Annotated in this window: 12 protein-coding genes; 7 read left to right on the forward strand and 5 right to left on the reverse strand. The window is 66.1% G+C overall.

The annotated features are described in order from the left end of the window. The first annotated feature begins 15 nt into the window (after positions 1 to 15). Positions 16 to 273 carry a DUF2842 domain-containing protein gene (locus JL811_RS02020; RefSeq protein ID WP_202686650.1) on the forward strand — a complete coding sequence of 86 codons (258 nt, stop codon included), beginning with the start codon at positions 16 to 18 and terminating at the stop codon, positions 271 to 273. A gap of 51 nt (positions 274 to 324) precedes the next feature. On the opposite strand, the gene JL811_RS02025 is transcribed toward JL811_RS02020, so the two are convergent. Then, positions 325 to 2955 carry a hypothetical protein gene (locus JL811_RS02025; RefSeq protein ID WP_202686651.1) on the reverse strand — a complete coding sequence of 877 codons (2631 nt, stop codon included), beginning with the start codon at positions 2953 to 2955 and terminating at the stop codon, positions 325 to 327. A 138-nt stretch (positions 2956 to 3093) separates the two neighbouring features. Here JL811_RS02025 and JL811_RS02030 point away from each other — a divergent pair, with 138 nt between their 5' ends. Beyond that, positions 3094 to 3765: a thiamine diphosphokinase gene (locus tag JL811_RS02030; protein ID WP_202686652.1), complete on the forward strand. Its 672-nt coding sequence runs from the start codon at positions 3094 to 3096 to the stop codon at positions 3763 to 3765. On the opposite strand, the gene JL811_RS02035 is transcribed toward JL811_RS02030, so the two are convergent. Beyond that, positions 3740 to 4684, reverse strand: coding sequence for a DMT family transporter (locus JL811_RS02035; protein WP_202686653.1), 945 nt, complete (start codon positions 4682 to 4684; stop codon positions 3740 to 3742). The genes JL811_RS02030 and JL811_RS02035 overlap by 26 nt on opposite strands. A gap of 196 nt (positions 4685 to 4880) precedes the next feature. Between JL811_RS02035 and JL811_RS02040 the strand changes: the two genes are divergently transcribed. After that, the gene (locus tag JL811_RS02040) at positions 4881 to 5564 is read left to right on the forward strand and encodes a gamma-glutamyl kinase (RefSeq protein ID WP_202686654.1); all 684 of its coding nucleotides are present in this window, start codon (positions 4881 to 4883) and stop codon (positions 5562 to 5564) included. On the opposite strand, the gene JL811_RS02045 is transcribed toward JL811_RS02040, so the two are convergent. From JL811_RS02045 to JL811_RS02055, 3 genes are read right to left on the reverse strand one after another with little or no spacing between them, the layout of a single operon-like run. After that, positions 5534 to 6001, reverse strand: coding sequence for a pyridoxamine 5'-phosphate oxidase family protein (locus JL811_RS02045; protein WP_202686655.1), 468 nt, complete (start codon positions 5999 to 6001; stop codon positions 5534 to 5536). The genes JL811_RS02040 and JL811_RS02045 overlap by 31 nt on opposite strands. Before the next feature lie 21 nt (positions 6002 to 6022). Further along, positions 6023 to 7402: an L-serine ammonia-lyase gene (locus JL811_RS02050; RefSeq protein WP_202686656.1), complete on the reverse strand. Its 1380-nt coding sequence runs from the start codon at positions 7400 to 7402 to the stop codon at positions 6023 to 6025. A gap of 7 nt (positions 7403 to 7409) precedes the next feature. Beyond that, positions 7410 to 8108: a glutathione S-transferase family protein gene (locus JL811_RS02055; protein WP_202686657.1), complete on the reverse strand. Its 699-nt coding sequence runs from the start codon at positions 8106 to 8108 to the stop codon at positions 7410 to 7412. Between the two features lie 439 nt (positions 8109 to 8547). On the opposite strand from JL811_RS02055, the gene rpiA reads away from it, so the two are divergent. The 4 genes from rpiA (at position 8548) to hflC (ending at position 12894) form a co-directional block, all read left to right on the forward strand. Beyond that, positions 8548 to 9336, forward strand: coding sequence for a ribose-5-phosphate isomerase RpiA (gene rpiA / locus JL811_RS02060; protein ID WP_202686658.1), 789 nt, complete (start codon positions 8548 to 8550; stop codon positions 9334 to 9336). Positions 9337 to 9339: 3 nt separating this feature from the next. Continuing rightward, complete coding sequence (gene gorA / locus JL811_RS02065; protein ID WP_202686659.1) at positions 9340 to 10701, forward strand: glutathione-disulfide reductase; 1362 nt, start codon at positions 9340 to 9342, stop codon at positions 10699 to 10701. A gap of 61 nt (positions 10702 to 10762) precedes the next feature. Next, positions 10763 to 11956, forward strand: coding sequence for an FtsH protease activity modulator HflK (gene hflK / locus JL811_RS02070; protein ID WP_202686660.1), 1194 nt, complete (start codon positions 10763 to 10765; stop codon positions 11954 to 11956). Continuing rightward, complete coding sequence (gene hflC / locus JL811_RS02075; RefSeq protein ID WP_420496756.1) at positions 11956 to 12894, forward strand: protease modulator HflC; 939 nt, start codon at positions 11956 to 11958, stop codon at positions 12892 to 12894. Before hflK ends, hflC begins: the two co-directional genes overlap by 1 nt. Positions 12895 to 13110: the final 216 nt, after the last annotated feature.

Genomic DNA, 13110 nt, shown 5'->3' on the forward strand with positions numbered 1-13110 from the left:
ACGGAGGCAAGGCGCATGGCACTCAGCTACAAGGCAAGACGGCGCTGGTCCCTGATCATCCTGCTGGTGGGCTTGCCGCTTTATATCGTGGTAGCGGTCACGCTGGTCAATCTGCTGGACCGCCCCCCGATCTGGGCGGAATTCCTGATCTATGTGGGATTGGGCTTTCTGTGGATGCTGCCCTTCAAATATGTGTTTCGCGGGGTCGGGCAGGCCGATCCCGATGCGGAGCCGGATGCAGGGCAGAAACCAAAGGAAAAGGCCGGGAACTGATCCCGGCCTTTAGCATTTCGCGGATCCCGCATCGCCTGCGGGGCAGGCGGATCACTCTGCGCTGTCCCCTTCGATCAGCTTGCGGCCCTCGGCCAGTGCCGGCGCATCGGCGTTCAGCGCGAATTGACCGCGGCCGACCTTTTCGATCCGGCCTTCCCGCAGCAGCACACCGAACACGCTCAGCATGTCCTCGCGCCGATCGGCCAGTTCGGGGCGCAGTTGCGTGACATGCCGCACGATATGCGGGCGCGTCATGCTGTCCTGTCCTTCGGCGCAATGGGCATAGGCGGCGGCGGCCTCCAGCAGTTCGGGCAGGCTGATCGCCCCCAGACCTTCGGCAAAACCGGCGAAATCCAGTTGCGGATCGAAGATCGTGCCGATTTCCGCACCGGACAGGGCCTGTTCCTCGTCCTCCTCGAAATCCTCCTTGGCCATCTGCATGGCAAGATTGCCCGCGCCCATCACACGATGTGGGCGCATCGGTGTCACCATGGGGGCGGCTGACGTGTCCTCGGCGGCGGGCCGGGATGCAGGCCGGTCGATGCGCTGCTCCGAGACCAGAACCAGCGGCGCGGGACGTTCAACAGGCGGGGCGACCGGCTGATCGCCAGGCTGTGCGGCGCGCGGGCGCATTGCCCGTTCAAGATCGGTGCGATAGGGGCTGATCCGGGATTCGTCGCTGGGGCGTCTGGTGTCCAGACCGGCCTTGCGATCCGCCACCGTGGTGGCAACCGCCGCCTTCAGATGAGCGATGGCCGAAAGGCGGCGGCGGTTCTCGGGTCCGTCCAGTTCGGTATTCGTCTGGTCGATCAGCCGCTTGACCGAGGCATCCTCATCCTGTGCTGCATCCGGGCGGGGGCGGCGCGGCATCACCGGGCGGCGGGGCTGCACCGGGGCCTGTGCGGCGCTTTCATCGCCGGCCAGCGGTTCGGCCGGTGCCGGGCTGTCGGCAACCGGCGGCAGCGCATCGGGCCGGGTCGGGGCATCGGGCCGGGCCGGGGCATCGACACGGCGGATGCGGATGACGCGCGCGCGCGCCCGCTTGGCCCGGGCCATCAGGCTTGCGGCATCCTGCGGGGCGTCGCCCGTTCCGGCATTGTCCGTGTCGGTACCGTCTCCATCTGCGTGATCGGTGCCTGCGGTATCCGGGGCCGCTTCGGCCTCGGTTGCGCGATGATCCGCTGCTTCGGTACGGGCAGTGGCCGGGGGCAGGGCGGCGGACAGATCCGCCACCGGTTCCGGCGTGTCGTCCGGTGTGGTCGTGATCTCCCCGGTTGCCTGCAGCAGCTTGGCATCGGGAGTGGCGCCATCAAGATCCTGCTCTGCCGTCTCTGCCCCGGCTGTCGCCGCGTCTTCAGCCGGTTCCATTGCGATGGTCAGCGGATCCTCGCCCTGATCGGTCGCGAAATCCTCGCCGAAGGAGGTTGGCACAAGCGCGGCTTCGGGCAGGCCGGATCCGACATCGGCGGGGCCAGCGGTCAGGTCTGCGACCAGATCGCTGTCGGCCTCCGCCTTATCCTTGATAGCGCCATCCGCCGCCTGCGCTGCGGCATCTTCCGGAGCGGGGGGGGGGCTGTCCGGGGTGTCGGTCAGGAACTGTGCCAGCAGCGCCGCCTCTTCGGCCGCGTCACTGTCAGCCTCGTCGTTGTCGGCCTCCGCCCCGGCAGAGGTCGGCAGCGACAAGGCGGGGGCGGTTGCCGGGGCGTTCTTGGCCCCGGTCGTCTCTGCGCCGTCATCGGCATCAATGGCGGCCATTCGTTCGATTTCCGCTGCGGCTTCGGCGGCCAGCCTGTCCGCCTTGGCCTGCGCTTCGGCAACCCGCGCCTTCTCGGCGGCAAGCCGTTCCGCCTCGGCCTGTTCAGTCGCGAGGCGCTCGGCTTCGGCTTTCTCGGCGGCAAGGCGGCCAGCCTCGGCCTGTTCAGCCGCGACGCGTTCCGCTTCCGCCTTCTCGGCAGCAAGGCGTTCGGCTTCAGCCTGTTCAGCCGCGATGCGTTCAGCTTCCGCCTTTTCAGCGGCAAGACGTTCTGCCTCGGCCTGTTCCGCTGCGATGCGTTCGGCTTCGGCCTTCACGGTGGCAAGGCGGTCAGCCTCATCCGGTCCGTCACTTGCGGCGGTTTCGGCTTCCTCGATCTCGGCGGCGGCCAGCATCGCGGCAAGGTTTTGCGGCGGTCGCGTGGTTTCGCCCGAGGCGCGCGACACAGTTACGGCCTGACGCAGGCGTTGCAGTTTGGCGGCCACGCTGTCGCTGACCGCCCCCGCCTGCGTGGCCGTGGGCCCTGCTTCCGTCTGCTGTCCCTGCGGCGTGGCCGGTGCGGGGTCGGCCTTCTGCCTTGCGGCAAGACTGGCCATCGGGGCAACCATCGAATCGTCTGGCGCTTGCGGCGGGGCGGGGCGGGGCGCCGGGGTGCTGCCTGCGGCCTGACCCTCAGCGCCTGCGCGCAGCACGACACCGTTTTCCTCAACCCGGGCCTCGACGCGGCGCTGCACCTCACGTTCCGCGATCCGGTGCAGCATCGCGGCATCGGGCTGCGGCGGTTCGGCCCCGAAATACCGGTCATCCGCTGCCAGATCCCGGAAATATTCCGCAATCGCCTTCATCGTGTTGAACGGATCGTCGAACCCTTCCAGAGTGCAGGAAAAGGTGCCGTAGGAAACCGTCAGGATCTTGCTCGCTCCGACCATCGGATACTCGCTTTCTATGAACATGTGCCGAGATATCGCCTCGATGCCTGTTCAATTCCGTGGACAGATAGAGGTAATTTGAAGGATTGATTGTGTCCAGCGTGACGGATTGTGCCTTAATTGGAAAACAGTATCACCATGATTCTTCCGATTGTTGAGGTCACCGGCGGGGCCACCCTGCTGGCGGGCGGTCCGGTGCGGCGCGGTGATCTGCAGGCGGGGCTGGCGCTGGCGCCCGATCTGGTCGCTGTCGATGGCGGCGCCGATCACGCGCTGCGCCTGGGCCACGAACCCCGGGCCGTCATCGGCGATATGGATTCGATCTCGGATGCGGCGCGGCAGCGGCTGGCGGGGCGGATCCATGTGATTGCCGAACAGGACAGCACCGATTTCGAAAAGGCGCTGTCACGGATCCGGGCGCGATTCGTGCTGGCGCTTGGCTGTCTGGGCGGGCGGGTCGATCATGAACTGGCGGTCTTTTCGGCGCTAGTTCAGCAGCAGGAGGCGCCGCCCTGCCTGCTGGTGGGCGCGCAGGATGTGGTCTTTGCCGCCCCTGCCGGACGCCCGATCCGGCTGCCTCTGCGTTCGGGGGACCGGGTCAGCCTGTTCCCCATGGCGCCGGTCACCGGCCTGTCCGAAGGGCTGCGCTGGCCGATCCGGGGGCTGGATCTGCGCCCGGATGGTCGGGTGGGAACCTCGAACGCAGCGACGGGTCCGGTTCATCTGCGTTTTGATGCGGCCGGAATGCTGGTGATCCTGCCGCGCAACCGGTTGAAAGCGGCGTTCAGCGCGTTGGTGTCGGGGGACTGACACGCGCGCGCATGCTGACCCGTTCACGGTGGATGACGTAAAGCCCCGAGGCGGAAATCACGATGATCCCGGCCCATGTCATCAGGTTGGGGAAATCCCCGAAAATCGCATAGCCAAGCGCCACGGCCATCACGATCTCCAGATAATGCAGCGGGGCCAGCGTTGCTGAAGGCGCGAATTTCAGCGCATAGGTCATGCACATATGGCTGATCGAGGCCCAGAAACCGACACCGAGCAGCCAGAGCCATTCAAGGCCAACCGGATCGGTCCAGCCGATGCTGGCAATGGGGCCCCCATCCAGCAGCCAGATCAGCGGCAGGATCATGACCGACCCGGCCACGGCGGTGTGCAACTGCATCGCGACCGGATGCATCCCGCGCGACATCGACCGCGTGATCAGCATGTAGAAGGCAAAGGCAAAGGCCGTGCCCAGCGGAAAGACCGCGACCCAGCCAAAGGCCGCAATCGAGGGCTGGATCACCAGAAGGGCGCCGCCGAACCCCACGGCCGAGGCCGCAATCCGGCGCGGCCCGACCTCATCGCCGAAGAGGATCGAGCCGAGGATCAGCAGGATGAACGGCTCGACAAAGGCGATGGCCAGCGCATCGGCAATCGGCATCACCGTCACGGCGGCGACAAAGCAATAGGTCGAGACGATCAGGAAGATCGCGCGCAGCACGACCAGCCCGGCCATGCGCGGGGACATGCCCCAGCCAAGCCCCATCCACCAGATGACAGGCAGCATCAGCACGGCCTGCACGACAAAACGCGCCGCGACGATCTGGCCAACCGGCAGGGTCTGCGCCGCCAGTTTCGACGAGACATCCAGAAGCGGCGCCAGCGCGCAAAAGGCAATCATCAGCGCCACACCCGGAAGGATGCGGTCGGTCGAGGGCATAAGGGCGGGCGCGCTTGTCATGACAAAATCCGTAGCCGCGCCGCCATGCCGGGTCCAGCCCGGATTTACTCTGATGAAAGATTTTCGCATCTGGTCCGGAGGCAAGCCGTCCCGCGCCCGCCTTTGCCCAGTCGTCCGGTGCTTTGCCCCGGGCTTCGCGACATTGCAGAGCGGGCAGGGTCCGACTAGGGTCTTCCCGGTCTAATGAAAGGTGCCCATGCTGATCCTGCCCGCCCAGAGACTTGTCGTGCTGGAGGTCCCCAAGACCGGCTCGCTTGCGCTGCGCGCGATGCTGGAGCCGTTCTCGGCCGAGGCTGACCTGGCCCCCAAGGCCCCGCGCCATATCCGGGCCGAGGCCTTTGACCAGCGGTTCCGCACCGATGTCGAAGCGGCGCTTGGCGGGCCGGTGGAACTTGTGGCCGTGTTGCGCGAACCGCTGCGCCGCCTGCAAAGCTGGTATCGCTATCGCCGCCGCGAACAGGTTTCCGATTCGACGGTCAGCACCCGGGCGGTCAGCTTCAACGATTTCGTCACCGAATATCTGGCCCCGAAGCGGCCTGACCGGGCAAGGCTGGGGCGGCAGGACCGTTTCGTCGGCTGGGACGGCGCGCGCGCGCTGGTCGATCACCTGTTCGATTATCGCCGCACCGATCTTCTGGTCGATTTCCTCTCACAGCGCATGGCGCAGCCCCTGCGCATGCCGCTGCGCAATATCAGCCCCGATGATGACATGGCCGATTACACGCTTGACGAAGCGGTGCTGACGCGGCTTTTGAAGCGCAACAGCGCCGAATTCGCGCTGTATTCGGCGGTGCGTGAGGCGGGCCATATGCGGTCGGCACCCGGGGAGCCGGAAAGTTCCGGGACGGCTCAGCCCCCGGATGCGGGGCGCGTGCCGTAAAGGCGATGCGCCTCGGCCACGCGCTCGGCCTCGCTGCGGTCGGGGAAATGCCGATAGCTGGGGGCGAGGATCGGAACGGCGCGCTGCACTTTCACCGACAGAAGATGCCGCACCGGATAGGCGCTGCCCGCCATGCGCAGCACTTCGGCGCCAAGATCGGCAAAGTGCGGCTCCCCGGGGGCGATCACCTCGGCCTGGCCAGTCAGTTTCCAGCCGCGCTGACGGAAAATGTCGATCAGGCTGACGCAGACCTTCGGGTTCTGGCGGATGTTGCGCAGGCTGCCGGCCGAGGCGATTTCGGCGATCATCACCCGGTCGGCGCCATGGGGGGCGAAAATCTCCTTGGGGCTGACACTGGGCTGGCCATCGGCATCCACCGTGGCCAGCCAGCACAGCACCGCCTGCGCCATATCGGCGCGGATCTCATCCGTCAGCATCTCACCCCCTCTGCGCGCCGCTCAGCAATTCGGTACATTGACGGCAAGGCCGCCAAGGCTGGTTTCCTTGTATTTCTCGTTCATGTCGCGGCCGGTCTGGCGCATGGTCTCGATACAGGCATCAAGGCTGACCAGGTGCTGCCCGTCACCGCGAAGCGCCAGCGAGGCCGCCGAAACCGCCTTGATCGCGCCCAGTCCGTTGCGCTCGATGCAAGGCACCTGCACCAGACCCTTAACCGGGTCGCAGGTCATGCCCAGATGATGTTCCAGCGCGATCTCGGCGGCGTTTTCCACCTGTTCGGGCGTACCGCCCAGCACCGCCGCCAGCCCCGCCGCCGCCATGGCCGCCGCCGAACCGACCTCGGCCTGACAGCCGCATTCCGCGCCCGAAATACTGGCATTGTGCTTGCACAGCCCCCCGATTGCGGCGGCGGTCAGCAGAAATTCCCCGACGCGGGCCTGTGAGGCCCCGGGCACATGGTCCAGCCAGTAGCGGATCACCGCAGGCACCACCCCCGCCGCGCCATTGGTGGGCGCGGTCACGACCTGTCCGCCTGCAGCGTTTTCCTCGTTCACAGCCATGGCATAAAGGCTCATCCAGTCATTGATGACATGGGGAGGCGTCATGTTCAGGCCCCGCTCGGCCATCAGCTTTTCGTGGATGCCTTTGGCGCGCCTGCGCACCTTCAGCCCGCCGGGCAGGATGCCGCTGCCTTCCATCCCCCGCGAAATGCAACCGTTCATCACCTCCCAGATCCGGGCAATGCCCTTGTCCAACTCGGCGGCGCTGCGGAATTTCAGCTCATTGGCGCGTTTCATCGCGGCGATGGACAGGCCCGAGGCGCGCGCCATCTCCAGCATCGCGGCGGCGCTGTCGAACGGATGGGGCACGGCGGCGGGGGCGGATTTGCGCGCCTCGGTCGAGGCGGCAAGGTCCTTGTCGGTCAGCACGAAGCCGCCCCCGATGGAATAATAGGTTTCCTCAAGGATCACATCGCCCTGCGCATCGGTGGCGCGCAGGACCATGCCATTGGCATGACCGGGCAGGTTGGGGCCATAGTCGAAAACCAGATCGGTCGCCGGATCGAAGGCCAGCGGCCCGATCCCCGGGGCGTCGATGGATTTGGTTGCGCGGATCGCAGCAAGGGCGGCCTCGGCGGCCTCGGGGTCATAGGTCGCGGGGGAAAACCCTGCCAGACCCAGAATCGTGGCGCGGTCGGTGGCATGACCGACCCCGGTGAAGGCGAGCGAGCCATGCAGCGTCGCGCGCAGCCCCTGCGCCCGGAACGGCGAGTTGCGCAGCCGGTCCAGAAACATCCCCCCCGCGACCATCGGCCCCATCGTATGGCTGGAGGAGGGGCCAATCCCCACCTTGAACATGTCGAATACGGACAGAAACATCTGAACCTCAGGTTGCGCTGCCCTCGGGCGGGCAGGCGGGTTGCGGGGCGGAAAACGGGGTGTCGCCCAAGCCTTCGGCAAGGGCGGCGTCCCGGACAGCGGCACGCTGCTCGGTCCGGCGGCAAAGATCAAGCAGGGTCGGGAAGTCGGCAGCGTCGAACCAGCGCGTCTGACCGGCGGGATAAAGCACCGACCAACGCATCAGCGTACACAGATAGATCGTCAGCACCGAGGGGGCTGCAAAAAGCGCCGGATGATCGGCGCAGGCGCGCTCCATCAGGGCGAAATGCTGCAAGATCCGGGCCGAGGTGATGGCGTGATGACCGGCAATCGCCCCGGGCGGCACCTGCGTTTCGGGATAGAACAACTGCCGCAGATCGGCATGCAGGCTGTTGGACAGAAAGAACAGCCATTTCAGGAAATCGCCCCGGGCGGGGCTGTCCGGGGCGGGGCCCAGCCCGGCGGCAGGGTGGCGTTCCGCCAGCCACAGCAGGATGGCCCCGGTTTCAAAAATCGGGCCCTGCGGCGTTTCCAGCACCGGGATCCGCCCGGTCGGTGCCAGCGCGCGATAGGCGGGTTCCGTCTGCGCGCGCCGACGCCGGTCAACCAGCCGCGTCGTGAACGCCGCACCCGCCTCGGACAGCGCGATCCGCACGATCAGCGAGGCATTGTCGGGGGCGTAATGCAGGACATAGGCAGTGGTCATCGGCGTTCCCTTCCCGTGCAACCCCGCCAACCGGGGCCACACGGCAGCAGTGTCTCGCGCGCAGCAGAGCCCGGCGGGGCGCGGGATGCAAGCGGCGGAAGCGACCTTTCGCCACCGGCGGCGACGCGGGCGCGTTGCAGCAGGGCCGGGCAGGTGGGCTTTCCGTCCCTTCGCCGCATTCTGCGGCTAAGCCCCGAAGATCTTTCGGCCAGGGTGAGGGGGGCAGACTTTCATCTTTGCCCAAATACCTCCGCCGGAGGCAACCGCCGTCCGGGGCCGGGCGCGCGGGCCGGAAGGGAGAGGGCAGACGCAAAGGGCAGAGGCAAATTGCCCCCTCGCGCCCCGGCGGGGCTTTGCCTATAAACACCGGGCCTGCAGATGCGGGCAAGCCCGAAGCCCGACCGAAGTCTGCCCGAAGCCTGATTGCCGGAGATCCGCCATGCCTGCCGACCTGTCCCCCATCGACAAGGCCAAGTTCGTCGCCGCGAAACGCGCGGTCGACCTGATCGAGGACCGCATGACGGTCGGATTGGGGACCGGTTCGACCGCCGCCTGGATGGTGCGCTGTCTGGCCGAGCGGGTCCGCGAGGAGGGGCTTCGCGTGACGGGCGTGCCCACATCACGCCGCACGGCGGAACTGGCGCGGCAATTGGGTGTGCCGATCACGACCCTGGACGATGCGAAATGGCTGGACATGACCATAGACGGCGCGGATGAATTCGACCCGGCGCTGAACCTGATCAAGGGCGGCGGGGCGGCGCTTTTGCAGGAAAAGATCGTCGCCACCGCGTCCGACCAGATGGTGGTGATCGCCGATGCCGCCAAGGAAGTGACGCAGCTTGGCGCCTTTCCCTTGCCGGTGGAGGTGATCCCTTTCGGTTGGCAGACGACCAAGGCGCTGGTCGAGGAAATGCTGGTCGCGATGGATGTGATGAACCGCGATGTGACGCTGCGCATGAATGGCGAGGCGCCGCTGGTGACGGATGAGGCGAATTACATCCTTGATCTGCATCTGAAGCGGATCGGCAATCCGCGCCAGTTGGCCATGGTGCTGAACCAGATCCCGGGCGTGGTGGAGAACGGGCTGTTCATCGACATCTGCGATATCGTGGTGATCGGTCATGGCGACGGGCGGGTGGTTCTGCGCGACATCAATTCCGGTGAGACCGAGGACGGGCGGGTGGACTTCGCACCCACCGACAATATCTTCACCGATCTGGGAGACTGAGCCTTGGATTTCGACTTTGATCTTTTCGTGATCGGCGGCGGCTCGGGCGGGGTGCGCGCGGCGCGGATTGCGGCGGGAACCCATGGTGCGAAAGTGGCGCTGGCCGAGGAATACCGGATGGGCGGCACCTGTGTGATCCGGGGCTGCGTGCCGAAGAAACTGATGGTCTTCGCCTCGGGCTTTGCCGATCTGGCCGAAGATGCCCGCGCCTATGGCTGGGATGCACGGATCGGCGCCTTTGACTGGCGCGCCTTCCGGGGCAGGCTTGAGGCCGAGCTTGACCGGCTTGAGGCGGCCTATCGCTCTGGTCTGACCGGGGCAGGGGTCACGATCTATGATCAGCGCGCGGTGCTGGAGGATGCTCATTCCGTGCGGCTGGCCGACGGGCGTTTGATCCGCGCGCGACACATCCTGATTGCAAGCGGCGGGCGGCCTTTCGTGCCTGCCATCGAGGGGGCGGAACTTGCCGTGACCTCGAATGAGATCTTCCGGCTGGACAGCCTGCCCGAACGGGCGCTGATCGTCGGCGGCGGCTTCATCGCCTGCGAATTTGCCTGCATCCTTCAGGGGTTGGGGGTGCAGGTCAGCCTTTACTACCGGGGCGACCAGATTCTGCGCGGCTTTGATGCCGAGGCGCGTGACCATGTGGCATCGGCGATGCGGGACCGGGGCATCACGATCCGTTGCGAAACGGATGTGACGCGGCTGGACCGGGCGGGCCGCGCCATCCGCGCCACGGCGGCGGATGGTGGCGCGGCGGAATTCGATCTGGTGCTATATGCAACGGGCCGCCTGCCCAATACCGGCGATATGGGGCTGGAGGCAACCGGGGTCGGACTGGGCCGCAAGGGCGAGATCCTTGTTGATGACTTCAGCCAGACCGCCGTGCCCTCGGTCTTTGCCGTGGGCGATGTGACGGACCGGATCAACCTGACGCCGGTGGCGATCCGCGAAGGTCATGCCTTTGCCGATACAGTCTTTGGCGGTCAGCGCCGCCGCATGGATCACAGCCTGGTCGCCTCGGCGGTCTTCACCCAGCCCGAGCTTGGGGCGATCGGCCTGACCGAGGAAGAGGCTGCGGCCAGAGGTCCGATCGAGATCTATGCGACCGCGTTCCGGCCGATGCGGACGGCGTTTGCCGGGCGTCCGGACAAGGTGATGATGAAACTTGTCGTCTGCGCCGACAGCCGCAAGGTTCTGGGTTGTCACATCGTGGCGGAAAACGCAGGGGAGTTGATCCAGCTTGCGGCCATCGCGGTGACGATGGGAGCGACGAAAGAGGATTTCGACCGCACGGTTGCGGTGCATCCGACCATGGCCGAAGAACTGGTCACCCTGCGCAATCCCGTGCGGCGGATCGGTTAACGGCTTGAAAATCGGCTGGCGATGACCAGTTTGAACGCAAAGACTACAGGAAGGGAAACCCATGTCTGGAAACGGAGGCCCCTGGGGGGGCGGTGGTGGCGGCGGCGGCAATCGCGGCGATGACAATCGCGGCGGCGAGGATCGCCCCGGAAACGGCCGCAAGCCCGGCAGTGAAGGCCCCCAGATCCGCGAGATCGACGAGATCATGAAAAAGGGTCAGGAACAATTGCGCGTCCTGATGGGCGGGCGCGGTGGCCGTGGCCCGAACGGTCCGGGGGGCGGTGGCGCTCCGGGCGGGCGCGGACCGGGGCCGATGCTGACGAAACAGGGCATCGGACTGGGTGTTCTGGTGGCGCTGGGCCTTTGGTCCTTTGCGTCCTTTTACACCGTACGGCCCGAAGAGCGGGCGGTGGAACTGTTCCTGGGTGAATTCAGCGCGGTCGGCAATCCGGGTCTGAATTTCGCACCCTGGCCGGTGGTGACGGCGGAAATCGTGCAGGTCACGGGCGAACGCCAGACCGATATCGGAACCGGGCGCAGTGGCGCGATGGACAGCGGGCTGATGCTGACGCGCGACCAGAACATCGTCGATATCGAATTCCAGATCGTCTGGAACGTCTCGGATCCGGCGGCCTTTCTGTTCAATCTTGCCGATCCGTCGGACACGATCCGCGCGGTTGCGGAATCCGCGATGCGCGACATCATCGCGCGGTCGGAACTCGCACCGGTCCTGAACCGCGACCGAGGCCTGATCGCGTCAGATCTGTTGGCCGCGGTGCAGGGAACGCTGGACAGCTATGAGGCGGGGATCAATGTTGTCCGGGTCAACTTCGACAAGGCCGACCCCCCGCGTGAGGTGATCGACAGTTTCCGCGAGGTGCAGGCCGCACAGCAGGAACGCGACCGCCTTGAGAAAGAGGCCGACGCCTATGCCAACCGCGTCACTGCCGCCGCGCGCGGTGAATCCGCGCGGCTGCTGGAGGAATCCGAAGCCTATCGCGCGCAGGTCGTCAACAACGCCGAGGGTGAGGCAAGCCGCTTCCTGTCGGTCTATGAGGAATATGTGAAGGCACCCGATGTCACCCGCCGCCGCATGTATCTTGAGACGATGGAAACTGTGCTGGGCTCGATGAACAAGGTGATCCTTGACGGGGTTTCGGGCGAGGCCGGCAATGGTCAGGGCGTCGTGCCTTATCTGCCGCTCAATGAACTGACGCCGCGCCCCGGCGCATCCGCCACCGGAGGGACCAACTGATGAAAGCTGCAATGATCCTTCCCGCGATCGGTGTCGTCGCGGCTGTGGCCCTGTCATCGATGTTCATCGTGGACGAACGGGAAAAGGTGCTGGTGCTGCAATTCGGTCAGGTGAAGCAGATCAAGGAGGATCCGGGCCTTGGCTTCAAGATCCCCTTGATTCAGGAAGTCGTGCGCTATGACGGGCGGATTCTGGGCTTTCTGACCCAGCCTCTGGAGGTCACGCCGCTGGATGACCGCCGTCTTGTGGTCGATGCCTTTGCGCGCTGGCGTATCGTCGATCTGGTCAATTTCCGCGAATCCGTCGGGACCGAGGGCGTTCGCGCCGCGCAAGTCCGGCTTGAACGGATCCTGAATGCCGCGATCCGTGAGGTTCTGGGTTCCGTGCCGTCGAACCGGGTGCTGTCCGAGGACCGGACCAGCCTGATGAACCAGATCCGGGACCGGGCAAGGCGGGAATCCTCGGCGCTGGGGATCGAGGTGGTCGATGTGCGTCTGACGCGCACCGATCTTCCGGAACAGAACCTTGCCGCGACCTTTGCGCGGATGCGGGCGGAACGTGAACGCGAGGCTGCCGATGAGATCGCCCGCGGGAACGAGGCGGCGCAGCGCGTGCGGGCGACCGCAGACCGGACGGTGGTCGAACTGACCTCGGGCGCGCGGCGGGACGCCGAGGTGATCCGGGGTGAGGCCGATGCGCAACGAAACGGCATCTATGCCGAGGCGTTCGGGCGCGATCCCGAATTCTTCGCCTTCACGCGGTCGATGACCAGCTATGAGCGGGCGCTGCGCGGTGAGAATTCGTCGATCGTGATGCAGCCCGACAGCCAGTTCTTCGAATATCTGCGCAGCGACAGCGTCGCGCCGGCGCCGGGGCAGGTTGATCCGGGGCAAGGCGCGCCACAGGCCGCGACGCAGACCGCCCCTGTTGCCGAATAGGGGCACAGGGCCGCGATCCGATGCCGGGCCGGAACCGTTCGATCCGGCCCGATTGACCCGGAAGGGGCCGCCTGCATCTGATGCGGCGGCCCCTTTCCTGTTGCGGCCTGTCATGCAAGGATGGATCATCACATCCTGTTGAGACATCGCGACGGGCTTTGTATTGCATCGGATGCTTCCTAGATGAAGGATGCGCCATGCCGAGGCCGGTGGCCC

This window comes from Szabonella alba, assembly GCF_016765775.1.
GTDB lineage: Bacteria > Pseudomonadota > Alphaproteobacteria > Rhodobacterales > Rhodobacteraceae > Szabonella > Szabonella alba.